Source organism: Pseudoxanthomonas gei (assembly GCF_010119615.1).
Taxonomy (GTDB): Bacteria; Pseudomonadota; Gammaproteobacteria; order Xanthomonadales; family Xanthomonadaceae; genus Pseudoxanthomonas_A; species Pseudoxanthomonas_A gei.
Window position 1 is genome coordinate 223,637 of sequence record NZ_QOVG01000005.1, and the last position, 15,285, is coordinate 238,921.

16 protein-coding genes are annotated in these 15,285 nt (G+C 66.5%); 5 read left to right on the forward strand and 11 right to left on the reverse strand.

The genetic code is table 11. The features are described from left to right. Positions 1-180 precede the first annotated feature (180 nt). Both DT603_RS09335 and DT603_RS16305 read right to left on the reverse strand, forming a co-directional pair. Positions 181-660: a hypothetical protein gene (locus tag DT603_RS09335; protein WP_162349606.1), complete on the reverse strand. Its 480-nt coding sequence runs from the start codon at positions 658-660 to the stop codon at positions 181-183. 264 nt (positions 661-924) lie between these two features. Beyond that, the gene (locus tag DT603_RS16305) at positions 925-1,437 is read right to left on the reverse strand and encodes an excalibur calcium-binding domain-containing protein (protein ID WP_425500949.1); all 513 of its coding nucleotides are present in this window, start codon (positions 1,435-1,437) and stop codon (positions 925-927) included. A gap of 162 nt (positions 1,438-1,599) precedes the next feature. On the opposite strand from DT603_RS16305, the gene DT603_RS09345 reads away from it, so the two are divergent. Next, on the forward strand, positions 1,600-2,070 hold the full coding sequence (locus DT603_RS09345) for a hypothetical protein (protein WP_162349608.1): 471 nt from the start codon (positions 1,600-1,602) through the stop codon (positions 2,068-2,070). Here the strand turns inward: DT603_RS09345 and DT603_RS09350 are convergent. After that, complete coding sequence (locus tag DT603_RS09350; protein WP_162349609.1) at positions 2,028-2,342, reverse strand: hypothetical protein; 315 nt, start codon at positions 2,340-2,342, stop codon at positions 2,028-2,030. The two genes, DT603_RS09345 and DT603_RS09350, sit on opposite strands and share 43 nt — an antisense overlap. 2 nt (positions 2,343-2,344) lie before the next feature. Here DT603_RS09350 and DT603_RS09355 point away from each other — a divergent pair, with 2 nt between their 5' ends. Both DT603_RS09355 and DT603_RS09360 read left to right on the forward strand, forming a co-directional pair. Then, a complete protein-coding gene (locus tag DT603_RS09355; protein ID WP_162349610.1) occupies positions 2,345-2,632 on the forward strand; it encodes a hypothetical protein in 288 nt (95 codons plus the stop codon). 49 nt (positions 2,633-2,681) lie between these two features. Beyond that, a complete protein-coding gene (locus DT603_RS09360; protein WP_162349611.1) occupies positions 2,682-2,909 on the forward strand; it encodes a hypothetical protein in 228 nt (75 codons plus the stop codon). Between the two features lie 167 nt (positions 2,910-3,076). Here the strand turns inward: DT603_RS09360 and DT603_RS09365 are convergent, their stop codons facing one another. Then, complete coding sequence (locus DT603_RS09365) at positions 3,077-3,988, reverse strand: AraC family transcriptional regulator (protein WP_162349612.1); 912 nt, start codon at positions 3,986-3,988, stop codon at positions 3,077-3,079. A 102-nt stretch (positions 3,989-4,090) separates the two neighbouring features. On the opposite strand from DT603_RS09365, the gene DT603_RS09370 reads away from it, so the two are divergent. After that, positions 4,091-4,876 carry an SDR family oxidoreductase gene (locus DT603_RS09370; RefSeq protein ID WP_162349613.1) on the forward strand — a complete coding sequence of 262 codons (786 nt, stop codon included), beginning with the start codon at positions 4,091-4,093 and terminating at the stop codon, positions 4,874-4,876. A gap of 321 nt (positions 4,877-5,197) precedes the next feature. On the opposite strand, the gene DT603_RS09375 is transcribed toward DT603_RS09370, so the two are convergent. The 7 genes from DT603_RS09375 to DT603_RS09405 all read right to left on the reverse strand — a co-directional run bounded on the left by DT603_RS09375 (position 5,198) and on the right by DT603_RS09405 (position 14,373). Then, positions 5,198-6,544: a serine hydrolase domain-containing protein gene (locus tag DT603_RS09375; RefSeq protein ID WP_162349614.1), complete on the reverse strand. Its 1,347-nt coding sequence runs from the start codon at positions 6,542-6,544 to the stop codon at positions 5,198-5,200. A gap of 224 nt (positions 6,545-6,768) precedes the next feature. Beyond that, complete coding sequence (locus DT603_RS09380; protein ID WP_162349615.1) at positions 6,769-9,381, reverse strand: putative bifunctional diguanylate cyclase/phosphodiesterase; 2,613 nt, start codon at positions 9,379-9,381, stop codon at positions 6,769-6,771. A gap of 70 nt (positions 9,382-9,451) precedes the next feature. Next, positions 9,452-9,934, reverse strand: coding sequence for a type II secretion system protein (locus tag DT603_RS09385; protein WP_162349616.1), 483 nt, complete (start codon positions 9,932-9,934; stop codon positions 9,452-9,454). A 394-nt stretch (positions 9,935-10,328) separates the two neighbouring features. Then, positions 10,329-10,562, reverse strand: a complete 234-nt coding sequence (locus DT603_RS09390; RefSeq protein WP_162349617.1) for a hypothetical protein — start codon at positions 10,560-10,562, stop codon at positions 10,329-10,331. A gap of 279 nt (positions 10,563-10,841) precedes the next feature. Then, a complete protein-coding gene (locus DT603_RS09395) occupies positions 10,842-12,374 on the reverse strand; it encodes an ABC transporter permease (RefSeq protein ID WP_162349618.1) in 1,533 nt (510 codons plus the stop codon). Beyond that, positions 12,371-13,255, reverse strand: a complete 885-nt coding sequence (locus DT603_RS09400; protein WP_162349619.1) for an ABC transporter ATP-binding protein — start codon at positions 13,253-13,255, stop codon at positions 12,371-12,373. The genes DT603_RS09395 and DT603_RS09400 overlap by 4 nt, the downstream gene beginning before the upstream one ends. Positions 13,256-13,476: 221 nt before the next feature. After that, positions 13,477-14,373: an AraC family transcriptional regulator gene (locus DT603_RS09405; RefSeq protein ID WP_162349620.1), complete on the reverse strand. Its 897-nt coding sequence runs from the start codon at positions 14,371-14,373 to the stop codon at positions 13,477-13,479. Positions 14,374-14,505: 132 nt separating this feature from the next. On the opposite strand from DT603_RS09405, the gene DT603_RS09410 reads away from it, so the two are divergent. After that, the gene (locus tag DT603_RS09410; protein ID WP_162349621.1) at positions 14,506-15,261 is read left to right on the forward strand and encodes an SDR family oxidoreductase; all 756 of its coding nucleotides are present in this window, start codon (positions 14,506-14,508) and stop codon (positions 15,259-15,261) included. Positions 15,262-15,285: the final 24 nt, after the last annotated feature.

A 15,285-nucleotide genomic window follows, 5' to 3' on the forward strand; every position in this document is an offset into this window, starting at 1 on the left:
CGAGAAAAATTTTTACTCGTTACGCAATGCTTCGATGCGCCCGCCCTTTGGAAGCGCGTTCAACGCCGCCTGTTTGGCCCGCACCAACCCTAACGCCATCCCGAGCCAGATGCGCCATGCCGAGTATCGCGACGGCTAACCGGCACCGCGCCAACTCGTCTCAATACTGCCAGCGCCGTTCTACAGCTGCCCTTCATTCTTAGGCGCAACACCAGGCTGCAGGAAAATGGGAACCAGCTTGTTCAGATCGATGTAGTTGATCAGGTGCTTCAGCTCTTGATCGACCGCAGGGTCGGCGAACATTTCGGTCATCGCCAGCTCGCCAAGGCCGCGGAAGCCCTCGCCCACCGCGCTTTGGCCTTCCAGCTTGAATGCGGCCTTTGATTCTTCCAGGCAGACTTCGGCCAAGGCTTTCTGGAAGACAGCGCCACCGGCCTTGTTGATGGCGAGACGCGTCTCGTCCGAAATGGTGCTCAATGTAGCCAGACTGCCATTCTTGGTAAGCGCGGCAAACATCCAGGTAACGATGGCAGCCCGATCCTCCTTGCTGGTCTTTTCAACTATGCACTTGGACAGGACATCCCCATGCGGGCCTGCCAGGCATTGGCCCGATACCGCTCCCAGGGCGAGAACTAGAATGCTGCTGATAGCTCGGTTCATGCATTTCCTCGTGCGCAGTCGGTTGATCTGAAAAATAGAAAGGTCTTATCGCTGCCTGCAGGGCCGCATGTCGACTTCACTTCAGCTGCAAGCGCGCATTGCGTGCCGTCCTGTTTGCCGAGTACGAAGGTGGATCAAGCGGCTTCCCCAAGTGCTTGTGCAGGAAGTGTATCGACCGCACGCCGCCGCAGGCCCCGCGTGCATGCGAGAAAAATTCTTACTCGTCACGCAATGCGTGCAAGCGTCTGCATTCTGCAAACGCGTTCAACGCCCCCTGTATGGCTCACACCCAACCCCATCGCCATCCCGGTCCAGATGCGTCCCATACCCCGCATCGCCACGCCGCACCGGTGCGGCACCTGCCGCCCTGGCCTCGGCGCAGTTGGCAAATACGCGGCCGCCCTGTTGGCGGGCAGACGAGGGCTGATAGGGGGGAGCCGGTTGGTCTGAAGGCTGATAGCGCTGTTGCACAGGCGCCGGGGCGCTGCCGCGGTGGCAGTGGTAGCCGCCGTGCTTGCGGTCGTTGTGGCAGCCGTCCTTGTTAAGCCCGCCGCCATGCGCCCAGGCGTTGCCGGCCAGGGCGGGCAATACAAGCAGCAGCAAGATGGTCGGTTTCATCGCGTTACTCCCGGTGGCGACGATGCAACGCAGTTGACATGCCAAGGCCCATGGCGCCGGCACGCGTGGCGTGCGCCGGCCTGCGCCGCATGTCCGGGTGCCACTGCGGGTCACATCGCGCACGCCAGGGTCGGCCGGGTTACACACTGCGCGCCACATACAACAGTCGTATGTGCGTACTTTTCCTACCCATCAACGCGCAAAACTCCTACCAAAAAACGCGGCGTTCGCCGACTTACAGGCGCCGGGCATTCCCGGACACTTCTCCTCGCCCCGCATCCCGCGGCGGCTTACATCACATGGAATGCAAAGGAGATTGTCGTGTCCCAGAACCTCATCAGCCTCACCCTGTCCGACGCCCAGCTGGCCGCTGCCGACCAGGCCCTGACCACCCTGGAAGAAGCCTTCGCCGGCTTCATCGCCCTGGAAGTCAGCGAACGCCGCAGCCTCAGCCGCATGGGCGGCAAGTCCGAACAGTTCTGCCGGCAGACCCTGACCCTGCTGGGCGACAACCCGCAGATCGTCCCGGCCAGCATCGGCGTCGGCGATGCCCAGGCCGACCTGCTGGCCCTGGACCGCCTGCGCCCGCGCCTGGTGCGCCTGCAGAAACTGGCCGAACGCGCCGAGGACTCCGAGACCGCCCTGGGCAGCGACATCATGTCCCTGGCCCTGGAGGGCTACGCCCTGCTCAAGGTCGCCGGGCGCAGCCAGGGCCTGGAAGGCGCCCGCAAGGACCTGGCCAACCGCTTCTACAAAGGCCCGCGCAAGCCCGAGCCGCCCGCCACCCCGTGATCCGCGCCACAAGTGGCATGCAATACCGGGAAAGCCGCCTTCGGGCGGCTTTCCTTTTGTCCGTTGCCGGAAAACGCCCCGCCGCCAGCGTCAAAAGCGTCATGCATGGCGTTGAAAGCGTCATCGCTGCCACTCAAAGCGTCATCGTTGACGGTCAAAGCGCCTCCGTTGCCGCTCAAAGCGCCATCGTTGCCGTTCAAAGCGCCGTCACTGAGGGAAAAAGCGCCAGCGATGACGCTTTTTTCGTCACCACCCAGCGTCAAAAGCGTCATGCATGACGCTCAAAGCGTCATCGTTGCCGCTTTCAACGCCATCGATGCCGCTTTTTTCGCCATCGACGGCGCTTTTGACGTTGAAAGCAGCGTCGACTTCGCTATCCATTGACGCTTTGAACGCCAGCGATGACGCTCAAAGCGGCATCGATGGGGAAAAAAGCGCCAGCGATGACGAAAAAAGCGTCACCGCTGGCGAAAAAAGCGTCATCCCTTCTTCCCGCCGGCTGCCCCGGCAGGGTCGGGCGCCGCCAAAAAAATTAGCGGGCAAGCCCATCACGGACCGGTAATGAGAACGGGTCCAGGCTGGCTTCCTCCTCCTTTTTCCAGGTAAACGCCATGGACGATATCCCCAAGTACATCCAGGAAATCCATCGAGTCGGACACCACACCGTGGACGGCGTCGAGAGCTGGACGGCCACGCCGGCGATCCGCGTCAACGAAAATGGCGAGACGCAAACCGTGAATCTGGATGCGGTGGAAGCAGCCAACGAGGACGACGTCAGGAACCTGGCCAGCGCCGCCTCGGAAAAATGGATCCACGAGGATATGAAAAAGCCCAGGTGAGCAATGGCGCCGGGCTGATCCATATCTGCATTGGCGGCGGCCCCGCTGCTCGCATCGGGCAGAACGTGGCGCCCATGCAATCGATCGGGCAGCCCACAACGCAGCCGTAGGAAATGAACCTGATCCCATTTCGCTAATACGCTCACCACCCCCGGCCGGATCTGGTTTCATCCGACAGCGCGCGCGGCCTGGTGCGAATACTGGCTGGGGGTCATGCCGGCATGGCGGCGGAACGCCACGCTGAAGGCGCTGGCCGAGGCATAGCCCACGCGCTCGGCGATTTCCGACGCCCGCAGGTCGCCCTGGCGCAGCCATTGCCGGGCCAGCTGCATGCGCCAGGCCAGCAGGTATTCCATGGGCGCCACCCCGACCACGCGGGTGAAGCGCTCGAAGAAGCTCGAGCGTGACAGCGCGGCGGCGCTGGCCAGCTGCGCCACCGTCCACGGCCGTTGCATGTGCGCGTGCATCAGGCTCAGCGCCACCGCCAGGCGTTCGTCACCCAGGCCCTTGAGCAGTCCGGGCGGCGCACTGCCCGCGGTGGTCGAACGCATGGCTTCGATCAACAGCAGTTCGACCAGCCGCGACAACGCGGACTCGCTTCCCGGCTGCGCCGCCACGGTTTCCTCGGCCACCATCGCCACCAGCTGCGACAGGCGCGTGGAGCCGGACACGTGCACCACCGCAGGCAGCAGCGACACCAGCAGGGCCGGGTCGCCGCGGTCGAACACGAAGGCGCCGCCCAGCGAGCGCATGTCCGGCGCCCCGTCCGCTTCGCCGTAGCGCACTTCGCTGCCGTCGCTGGGCAAGGTGTCGGGATCGCGCACCGTGGGCGTGGGCGGATCGTCGCTGCACAGGGTGAAGGCAGGCGTGGCCGGCAGCAGGATGAAATCGCCCGCACCGATGGCGAAGGGCGCGTGGCCGTCGACGGCCAGCTGGCAGCCGCCCTCGAGCACGATGCAGAAGCTGGGCCTGCCGTATTCGGCGTAGCGCACGGCCCAGCGGCCCTTGCCGCTGATGACATTGGCGAAGGCGGCCCGCGGGTGCAGCAGGCCGATGACCTGGGACAGGGGGTCGCTCATTTCCGGATGATCACGACAGGAAAGTGGACTGGTGGCTATCGATCATCCGGCGAGGCTGGCCCAAGCTGGCCGCCCAGTCAACCACTACCAGGGAGTCACCTCATGAAGACCGCACTGATCACCGGCTGCTCGTCGGGCTACGGCCTGGCCACCGCCCTCCATTTCCACGCCCAGGGCTGGCAGGTCATTGCGACCATGCGTCGGCCGCGAGCCGACCTGTTGCCCGCCGCCGCAGGCATCCGCGTGCTGGCCCTGGACGTGACCGACGCCGAAAGCATCGCCCGCGCACTGGATCACGCCGGGCCCATCGACGTGCTGGTCAACAACGCCGGCGTGGGCCTGTTCGGTGCGTTCGAGGCCACGCCCATGGCCACGGTGCGTGAGATCTTCGACACCAACACCTTCGGCACCATGGCGATGTGCCAGGCCGCCATCCCGCGTTTCCGCGAACGCGGCGCGGGCACGATCGTCAACGTGACCTCCAGCGCCACGCTCGCACCCTTTCCGCTGGTCGCCGCCTACACCGCCAGCAAGACCGCGATCGAAGGCTTCAGCGAATCCCTGGCCCTGGAACTCGCCCAGTTCGGCGTGCGCACCAGACTGGTCGAACCCGGCTATTGCCCCGACACGCGTTTCGCCGACAACGGCGCCGCGCGCACCGACGGCCTGGTCACCGAACCCTATGCGGCGTTCGCGGGAAAATTCTTCGAAGGCTTCGCCCAGCCCGCCGCCACCACCCACCCGCAGGACGTGGCCGAGGCGGTGTGGCAGGCCCCCCCCCCCACCACCCACCGCCCTCGTTTCCCCGCCCCCCCCCCCCCCGTGGGGCTGGCCCGGCGCCCCCGTTGTTCTCCGCGCCCGCCCCGGAGGCTGGCGCCACTATGGTAACCACACCTCCATGTGGCGCCCCAGCCATCGGCCGGATGCGCGCGAGCGTAGGAAAGGAACCTGACCCCATTTCGGTCGCTCTCCATTCCGCCGCCAACGCAATCGGATGCACGGCCATGGTGGGTCGGGGCCCACCCTATGCGCTGCATGCCGAGGTGGGCGGACGGATGGCAATGGCGGGTCAAGACCCGCCCTGCGTTTTGTTGAGGGCAGTCTTGTCGCCCGAAAAAGGTCAGCCCCATAGGGTGGGCTCAAGCCCACCGCTCTCCATTCCGTAGCCAACGCAATCGGATGCATGGCCAGGGTGGGCCGGGGGCCACCCTATGTTCTCCCAATCACGGTGTCCTGCCGGCGCACCAGCTTGAACACCGCCGCGACCACTCCCAGCAGCACCGCCACGGCGACGGTGAGGGTGATGTCGGGCGCACCTTCCCACATGGCGCGGTAGGACACGTGGAAGATGCGTGGCGCGACAACAATCGCCGCCAGCGGCAGCAGCAGGTCGAAGGCGATGATCTTCCACTTCTCCTTCCCGCCTGGCTGGCGGAGCGCCCGCACCAGGCCGTGCACGGCGAAGCCCAGCAGCAGCAGCGAGCCGACCGCCACCAGGGCGTACACCTGGCGCAGGGGGCGGAATCCTTCGGGACGCGGGCCCTGTTCCATCGACGCCACCACGCCGGCCGCGATCTCGCGCGTGTGGTCGGCGAACATCGTCGACATGTTGGTCAGCACGATCACCCCGCTGCGCGACTGCGGGATCATCACCACCGCGCCGCGGTAGGACGGCACCGCGCCTCCATGCCACAGCGACGGCACGCCGGCCGTCGTGCCTTCGCGCCAGCCCATGGCGTACGAAAAATACTCCGACTTGCCGACACCGCGATGCAGCAGGGCGCGCGACTCGTCGCTGAGGATCCGCGGCTCGCCACCGAGCTGCCAGAGGACGAAACGGGACAGGTCGTCGGCCGAGGCGACGATCGAGGCGGTGGGCAGGCGGCCCGGCTCCCACCGGTAGGTCGACGGTCCCGCCCAACCCCACCAGAGGTTGTGTCCCGGAGCCGCGTTCCCGGCACCCTTCGTGGAACTCGAGGTCATCTGCAACGGATCCAGCACGCGGCGCTGCACGTAGTCGCCAAACGATTCGCCGCTGACCACCTCCACGATGCGGCCCAGCAGCTGGTAGTTGGGGCTGGAATACAGATGCTGCGTGCCCGGGGTCGAGACCAGCCGCACGCCTCGCAACGCCGCCACGTGCGCCGCCAGCGAGGCGTCATGGCCATCGGCCCTGGGCGCGTCAGCCGGCAGTCCGCTGGTCTGGTTCAGCAGCTGCCGCACGGTCACGCCAGCCATGCCCGGGTCATCGAACGTGCTGGCGGGCAGGTAACGCTGCATGGGCGCGTCGAGGTCGATCTTGCCAGCCTCGACCAGCGTCATCACCGCCGTCGCCGTGAAGGCCTTGCTGAGTGAACCGATGATGATGGGTTGCGCAGTCCCAAGCTCGCCGAAGCCGCGACGGTGCACGACCTTGCCCTCGCGGATCACCACCAGGGCCAGCCCGGGAATAAGGTGATCGGCCATCTTCGCCTCCACGTAGCGGTCGACCTCCGGCATCGCGGCGGAGACGGACAGGGACACGGGCAACAGCAGCAAGGCCAGTAGCAACTTCATCAGTTGAGGTCCCTGAAGGTAGAAAAAGCGGTCAGCTTCATTCTAGGCCGGTGTCCACTCCAGGCTGGCGCGCGGTCTCTGACTAAAGGACGAGGCTGTTGAACAGTCTTGGCCTCGGGCCAACCGCCTGCCTGCGAGCTTGCACCGGGCCAGGGCAAGTGGGAGCGCAGTGTGTGAGTAGCCCCTCGCAGAACGCGCCGCTGGCGATCAGGGATCGGTAGCCTTCAGGCGCCTGCGTCCCTGATCCTCGGCAGCAACGCCGCCAGGGATTCCGGCGGCAGCGGCGGAAAGTACACGAAGCCCTGCACGATATGGCAATCCCACGAGTTCAGAAGCTTGACCTGCTCGGAGCTCTCTACCCCTTCGGCCACGATGGTCTTGCCCAGGGTCTGGCCCAGCGCAATGATCGACCGGACTACCGCCTGGGTATCACGCGCGTGAAGTGAGCCAATGAAACTGCGGTCGATCTTGATGGTGTCCGTCGGCAGGTTGGCCAGGTAGGCAAGGGACGAATAGCCGGTGCCGAAGTCATCAATGGCCACAGTACATCCGGCCTCGCGCAGGCGCTGCAGTTGCTCGCTGGCAAACACCGAATCCTTGACCAGCACCGACTCGGTTATCTCGATCTCCAGCTGGCTCCAATCAAGGCCGTGGGTAGCCAATGCCTTGGCAATGGAATCGAACAGGTCTCCTGCACGCAACTGATGGGGCGACACGTTGACGGCCAACATCGGAAGATCCAATCCGGCCGCTTGCCAGGCTGCCAACTGCCGGCATGCACGATCCAGCACCAGTGCGCCGATCGCGCCGATGAGTCCGCATTCCTCCGCCAGGCCAATGAACTCACCGGGCCCGATGTTCCCTGCGACAGGATGGGTCCACCTCAACAAGGCTTCGGCCCCGACGATGGACCCGTCCCTGCTGTCGATCCGCGGCTGGTAGTGCAGATGCAGCTGGTCCAGCTCCATGGCGAGCCGCAGATCGTGCTCCAGCTGCACGCGCTTTTCGGCGGCCTGGTTCATCTCGGCATCGAAGGGCATGGCGCTGGCCCCGCCCAACTGCTTGGCGCGATACATCGCCAGGTCGGCGTTGCGCATCAGCATGTCGGCGTCTTCGCCGTCTGTGGGATACATGGCGATGCCACTGGAGAGTCCGATGAACAATGAATTGTTCTCGACCACCAGCGGCTCTTCGAACGCTTCGCGGATTGCGTCATCCATGGCGATGGCAGCGGCGCGATCACGTGCGTAGGGCGCAACCACGAAAAACTCATCGCCTCCCAGGCGCGCCACCAGGGTATCGGGCCCTGCGGCGCTTCTGAGCCGGCGCGCGACCTCCACCAGCACGGTATCGCCCAGCGTGTGGCCCAGCCCATCGTTGATGGCCTTGAATCGATCCAGGTCAACGAAGAGCGTGGCGAAGCCGTGCATCGACTGCTGCGCCTGTCCGATGATGCCCGGCAGCAATTCGAAAACGGCGAGCCGGTTGGGAAGGTCGGTGAGCAGATCGTGACGGGCCTGGTGCACGAGGCGCTGTTCGTGGGCCTCTGCCGCCAGTGCTACCGCTACGCGCCCGGCGAGTTCTTCGAGTTCGCCGTGGCCGTTGTACCTGGCCGGCAGGTTCTCGCCCGCTTCTGCCTGCAATTGACCCAGGCTCACCCTGACCAGCGGCCCGCTGTCCTGGCCAACAGTAAGACACCACACCGACGCGAGTCCGAATTCGGCCAGGCCGGGCGCGATGGCCTTTGCTTCCTGCCAGTCATGGGGACGCATGCGCGAAGGGCGTCGTTCGTCCCCGGCCGGTCCGCCGCGCAGCGACACTGTGGACAACACGCCATCGGGCCGCAGCAGGAAATCCTGTTCGGAGAAGTCTCCGACCGCGCTGGAAACGGAAATTGCGATCGGTCTTGCACCTACCATCGTCCTGATGCGTTTGAGTACCAACTCGATGACGCCGCCCAGCGGGCTACGCGCCAGGATCAGCTGGTCGATTTCCTGCAGTGTCTTCAGCGCCAGGATCTGGCCGGTAATGCGCGACTGCAGGGAGTGGAATGTCTGATGCAGCATCACGAATTCATCGTCCCCGCTTACGCTCGGGGCCCGGCCGCCGCCAAGGGCCGCGATCTTTTCAAGCAGTGTTTCCAGCGGAACCAGGATTCTGCGAATTTCAATTGAGCTCAACAGCAGTGCCGTCAGCAGCATGCCGACCGCAAGGGGCAACAACAGGCCTGCATACTCGGAGAAAGAGTCGTGTTTCCGCCTGACCGCGAGGAAACGCCAGGCGCCCACACCGTATTCGGGTTTCAGGACCAGGTCCCACTGGTCCCGCAACACCTGGTCATCCAGCACGGAAGGGGCGCTGCCGACGCAGGTCAGGTCAATGCCTTCCGCCTGCACGCAGATCCGGCCGTTGGAGATGGCCGCCTCAGGGTCACCCCAGAGAAAGTCGGGCGCGAGTGTTCCCTGCAGCCGCCGCCGCCCCGTGTCCTGGTTGCTGGCAATGACCGCGATCTCGGGTAGCCCGGACCGCGTGCGGCGGATCAGCAGCAGCTCATCCGGCAACGCAGGCGACCCGGATTCGGGCGCAGCGGCGGCGCCAAGTTCCGTTACCGCGGTGAACATGGAACCGGTTGCAGTGCCTGATGCGCGTTCAACGCCTTGGGAAATTCGTTCCAGCGTGGATCTTGCAATGTTCAGGCGTTCGAACACGGCAAGTGCGTAGCCCTTGTTGACCACCCTCAGGGTCTCCGCCTCGCTGGCCGAAGCCAGGTTGGCGGCGTTTCGGTAAGTCAGGTAGAAGACCAGGACCGCGGGAACGATCACGGCCAGGCCGAACATGAAGAATATCCGCCGACCGAATCTGCTTCTGAGAAACGCCCCCTCCAATTTCATCGGGTGATCGCACTCATCAGAAGTCCTCGGCCAGCCCGACATAGGCACCATTGCGCGCACGGATGATGTCGTCGAGGCTGTCTTTCTGGCTGACCTGCGGCTTGTAGACCCCATTCTTGCCCGTGCTGAACAGATCGTAGTCGCTGTTCAATGGGTTCAGTGCATGGTCCTTGCGTGCGGAGCCATTTCCCTTGACGCCTTCCAGCTTGGTGTAGATGTATGGCCGATCCCACGGGTCACGACGATCAGAGGGCAGCACATCGGGAAGTGTGCTGTTCTGGCTCTGGTAGCGCTGGATTTCCATCTGGATGATCGAAATGTCCGCCACGGCGGCTGCCACCTTGGATTTGTCGATGGCTTTGGTAAACAGGGAGATGGCCAGCACCGCCAGTATCGCCGTGATAGCCAGGGCGAACAGAAGCTCAAGCAAGGTGAAGCCGGCGGAAAGAAAAGGGGCTTTCCCGCGATCCAGATATTCCGAACGCAGCGCTGGAGTCATAGGGATCGGATCATGCGATGGAGGAGGCCGGATGCATGCCTCTCTGGACAGCGCCGATTGTCAGGGTGGGCACGGGCCGGTTCACTCTGCGTGAATCGCCTTGTACGTGCGCCGGGCATGGAAGACTTCCCAAGGCTGATACGAGGCTCACCGCGTCGGGAGAGCCTCACAACCAGCCTGGTCGTCAAGCGATCAAAGCAGCGTCGATTTGAGGATGCGTCGGCGCCTTGAGCGGCATCGATGGCGAAAAGAGCGTCATCGGGGCGGTCGTAGGGTGGGCTTCAGCCCACCGCTCTTCGCGGCCTGCCGAGGTGGTCTTACAGAGGGCAATGGCGGTCAAGACCGCCCTACGTTTGGTGTTCGGCCGTTTTCAACGGGCAGCGTGCACCCGCGGTCAGTGGTAGAGGTCTTTTCCGGTGGCGTCGGATTTCTCGATGCTTACATCCGTGCCTGGCGTGGCTTGCTGGCCCGAGGGGTCCAGCGTCTCGGCGGACTGGTCGCCGTCCTTGTTCTCGCCTTCGTCCTCGCCCAGATCCTTCTCGTCCTGGCCCTCGCTGGGCTGCGGATCCTTGTCGGTAGGCCGTACGCCGTGGTCGGCCGCTGGGATGTCGCCCTGTTGAGTGGTCATTGCCTGATTCCTTCGTATTTGATTTGAATGCGGACCGATGCAGCCCATTGGTTCGGGTGACCGTGATGACGGAGGCACCCGGGCATGGGTCCGAGCATCGGCGCGCCGGCGTTAACAAGGCGCGAGTCTGCAGAGCGTGGATCGAGCGGCGCTTCGTGGCGTCGGTCGTGGCAACGAACTACGCAGCCCCGTGCATGGCCTGCGTCAGCCAACACGCCTGGCTTCCTGCCCAATGCGCCTAGCCTGATGGCAGGGCGGGGCAGAGGCCCGGCCGGTGTCCTACGCCACCCGTGCCACCAGCGGCCGCCATGCCGTCAGCAGCATCGCCACGGCAATGGGCAGTGCGATGGCATGGCCGGTCAGTGTCGACATCGGGTCGGCCAGCGCGTCGAGCACCAGTGCGCCTTGCAGGCTGACGTAGGCTGCCGCCACCAGCACCAGCTCGAACGGCCGCGCATTGCGGAACAGCGCGCCCAGCGCCAGGCCCCAGACCGCGATCGATACACCGGCCACGGCCACCGCGACCGCCGCCGTCGGGTTCTGCACGCCCAGGCGCACCAGTGCCGGCAAGGTCACCAGCCAGGCCATGCCGATGCCGGTCAGCACGCGCGCGGCCAGCAGGCGCTGGCGCATGCCCGGGGCGGTGAACACCAGCGCCCCGGTGCGGGTGTCGTGCTCGCGCAGGACCGCGCGGGCGAAGTGGTCCATCGACAGCAGCCAGCCGGCGAGGATCGCGGCCACCAGGCCCTTTTCGGGGGCGAAGGCCTGCGCGGCGAAGATTGCCGCCATCGCCAGGAACCAGCGCCAGCGGCGCGGGCGCAGGGCCAGGCTGACTTCGGCGCTGACCAGGGCGCCGAAGGCGGTCCAGCGCAGCGGGGCCAGCAGCACGTCGAGCAGGCGCAGGCGGCGGCCTTCGGTGGACGCGGCGCGGGCGCCACCGCGATGGGCGGCGAAGCGGTCGAGCAGCGGGGCGGCGGCCAGCAGCCCAAGCACCGCCACGGCCAGCCAGAAACCGCGCGAGGCCAGCACGTCCAGCCCGACCTGCCAGTGCGTCCATTCGAACAGCACCGGCGCCTTGCCCTGCAGCGACTGCCCGCCGATGCTGAGGCCGCCCTTGGCAAATCCCGCCGGCAGGTCGGCGCCCTTGGCCAGCGCCTGCTGCACGGCCATCATCCCCTGCGGATCCCCCGGCCAGGCGCCCGCGCCGCGCACGATGCTGCCGGTCATCAGGAACGTCCACACGAAGAAATAGAGAATGTTGCCGGCGCTGCGCCGCAGCCACGGCACCAGGTCGAACCACACCGCGAAGGTGGCGCTGATGGCCAGCGCCGGCAAGGCGATCAGCAGCACCGGCTTCAGCAGTTCGATCAGGTCCAGGGTGGTGACTTCGCCACGCACCTGCTGGGCGACCAGGCCCACCGCGATGCCGGCCGCCAGCACCAGCACGAACAGGACCACGTGGCTCAGCCACTTGGCCAGCAGGTAGCCGGCGCGATTCATCGGCGTGGCCACCAGGATCTGCCAGGTGCCGGCTTCCAGGTCACGCACCACGGTGCCGCGCACCACGTAGAAGCCGACCAGCGACAGCAGGCCGCCGTAGATGGAGGAGATGACCAGCCCGATCCAGGCGCTGGAGTAGTAGGCACGCGCGCCGGCGCCGAACCAGACCGCCAGGTAGTCGGCATCGGCCGGTGGAAAGCTCCACCAGGACGCGGCGGCCAGCGCCCCCAGCAGCACCCACATGCGCGGGGTGCGCAGGCGCTGGCGCAGGTCGGCCATGCAGATCGCAATGATGATCCGCGCCGCGCTCATGCGGCCAGTCCCGTGCGGTGCAGGCGCCACAGGTAGGCGTCTTCCAGGTCGGGGGCGACCGCGCGGGCGTCGTTCGACGGCAGCTGCTCGCCCACCACGCGGATCTCCACGCCGTCGCTGCGGCGCTGGGCGCGGCTGATGCGGTGGGCGGCGCGCACTTCGGCCAGGCGCTCGGACGGCACCGTCCACGACCACACATGGCCGACGGCATCGGCGATCAGCGCCTCGGGGGTGCCGTGGAAGCGCAGCTGCCCGCCGGCCATCACCGCCAGCTCGCCGGCGCTGGCTTCGATGTCCGAGACGATATGCGTGGACAGGATGACCAGGCGGTCGGCCGCCAGCTCGGCCAGCAGGTGGCGGAAGCGCACGCGTTCCTCCGGATCCAGGCCGACGGTGGGTTCGTCGACGATCAGCAGGCGCGGGTCGTTGAGCAGCGCCTGGGCGATGCCGACCCGCTGGCGCATGCCGCCGGAAAAGCCGCCGAGGCGGCGGTCGGCCATGTCGGTCAGGCCGACCATCTCCAGGCACTGCGCCACCCGTTCGCCGACCTGGCGCGACGGGGTGCCCTTGACCGCGGCCAGGAAGGCCAGGAACTCGCGCGCCGACAGGGCGTCGTAGACGCCGAAGTCCTGCGGCAGGTAGCCGAGCTCGGCGCGCAATGCGTCCGGCTTGCGGGCGATGTCCTCGCCCCGCCAGGTCACCCGCCCGCTGCTGGCCCGCGCGAGGGTGGCCAGCACCCGCATCAGGCTGGACTTGCCGGCGCCGTTGGGCCCCAGCAGGCCCAGGACCCCGGCCCCGAGGCGCATGCCCACCCCATCCACCGCGCGCTGCCCGCCGGGATAGGTGAAACCAACGGATTCCAACACCAGTTCGACGCCCATCCCGACACTCCCAACCCTGATTGTGTTGGTAGTGTAGTGAGGTATAACACCAGATGTCTCTGTGCCGATTGGCAGGGGCGGGGGTGGCGGCGAGGCTCGGGCCATTGCCCGGGACTCATAGGGTGGGCTCAAGCCCACCGCTCTTGGCTGCCGACCCATGGTCCGCCGGATGGCAATGGCGGGTCGAGACCCGCCCTACGTTTCAAGGACACATGGTCTGCTCAAGCCGCCGCGTCCGCCCATTGCCGGGTTGCCTGCGCGTCCGTGGCCGGTGGCAGGCCGAACATGCGGCCGTATTCGCGGGTGAATTGCGGCACGCTCTCGTAGCCTACGGCGAAGGCGGCGCTGCTGGCCGTGCGGCCTTCGGCCATCATCAAGCGGCGCGCCTCGATCAGGCGCAGCTGCTTCTGGAACTGCACCGGCGACAGCGAGGTCTGCGCGCGGAAATGCTGGTGGAACGAAGACGGGCTCATGCCCGCGACCGCCGCCAGTTCCTCGACGGCCAGGACGCTGGCGAAACGTTCGCGCAACACGGCGACCGCGCGTCCCACCCGCTGCGCGTGGCCATCGGGCCAGCCCAGGCGGCGGATCGCGGCGCCATGCCGGCCCTCCAGCAGCCAGTAATGCAGTTCGCGCAGCAGCGGCGCATGCAGCACCGGGATCGCCGCCGGGCGATCCAGCAGGCGCATCAGCCGCAGCGCCGCGTCGGCGACTTCGGCATCGGTGGGATCCACGCGTACCGGCGCGTGCCTGTCACTGGTCGCTTCGTCCTTGCCCTGCAGCGCCAGCTCGGCGATCACCGCCGGGTCCAGTTCCACCACCAGCGACAGGTAGGGCGCCTCGGCGCTGGCGCGGGTGATCTGGCTGACGATCGGCACGTCGGCGGTGATCAGCAGCGAATCGCCGGCGCCGAAGGAAAACGACTGCGTGCCCATCGCCACCTGCTTGCGTCCCTGCAGCACCAGGCACACCAGCGGCCGCGAAATCGCATGCAGCAGTCCGCTGGGCGTGGTCGAGCGGATGGTGGTCAGGCCGGCGATGGGCGTGTGCGCCAGGCCAGCCGGATCGGCGTGGGTATCGACGTAGCGGCGCACCGCCTGCAGCAGGGTCTCGGTCATGCCGCGATGCTAACCACGCCGGGGCAATGCGCAAGCCCGGTCTGGAGGAATGGGCAAGGACCGGCGAGGTTCCGGTAACGACGGCGCGGGCCCCGGCCGGGATCATGGCGCTCCCCCAACAGGAGCTTCCACATGAACAAGATCGCCCTCGTCACTGGAGCCAGCCGCGGGCTGGGCCGCAATACCGCCCTCAGCATCGCCCGCAAGGGCGACGACGTCATCCTCACCTACCAGCGCCGGGCCGACGACGCCCAGGCCGTGGTCGCGGAGATTCAGGCAATGGGCCGCCAGGCCGTGGCCCTGCCGCTGGATACCGGCGTGGTCGCGACCTTCGCCGGGTTCGCCGAGCGCCTGCAGTCCGCGTTGCGCGAGACCTGGCAGCGCGACACCTTCGATTTCCTGGTGAACAACGCCGGCCACGGCGACCATGCCCTGATCGGGCAGACCACCGAAGCGCAGTTCGACGCGCTGGTGAACGTGCACTTCAAGGGCGTGTACTTCCTCACCCAGACCCTGCTGCCGCTACTCGCCGACGGCGGCCGCATCGTCAACCTGTCCTCCGGCCTGACCCGCACCTCCTATCCCGGCTATGCCGCGTACGCGGCAGCCAAGGGCGCGGTGGAAGTGCTGAGCGTGTACCTGGCCAGGGAACTGGGCGCGCGCGGCATCGCGGTCAACACGGTGGCGCCGGGCGCGATCGAAACCGACTTCGGCGGCGGCGCGGTGCGTGACAACCCGGAACTCAACAGGACCTTCGCCGAGCTGACTGCACTGGGTCGCGTCGGCCTGCCCGACGACATCGGCCCGATGATCGCCAGCCTGCTTTCCGAGGACAACCGCTGGGTCAACGCGCAGCGCATCGAGGTGTCCGGCGGGCAGCGGATCTGAGGGACAGGTGCTGCGCGGGGTGGG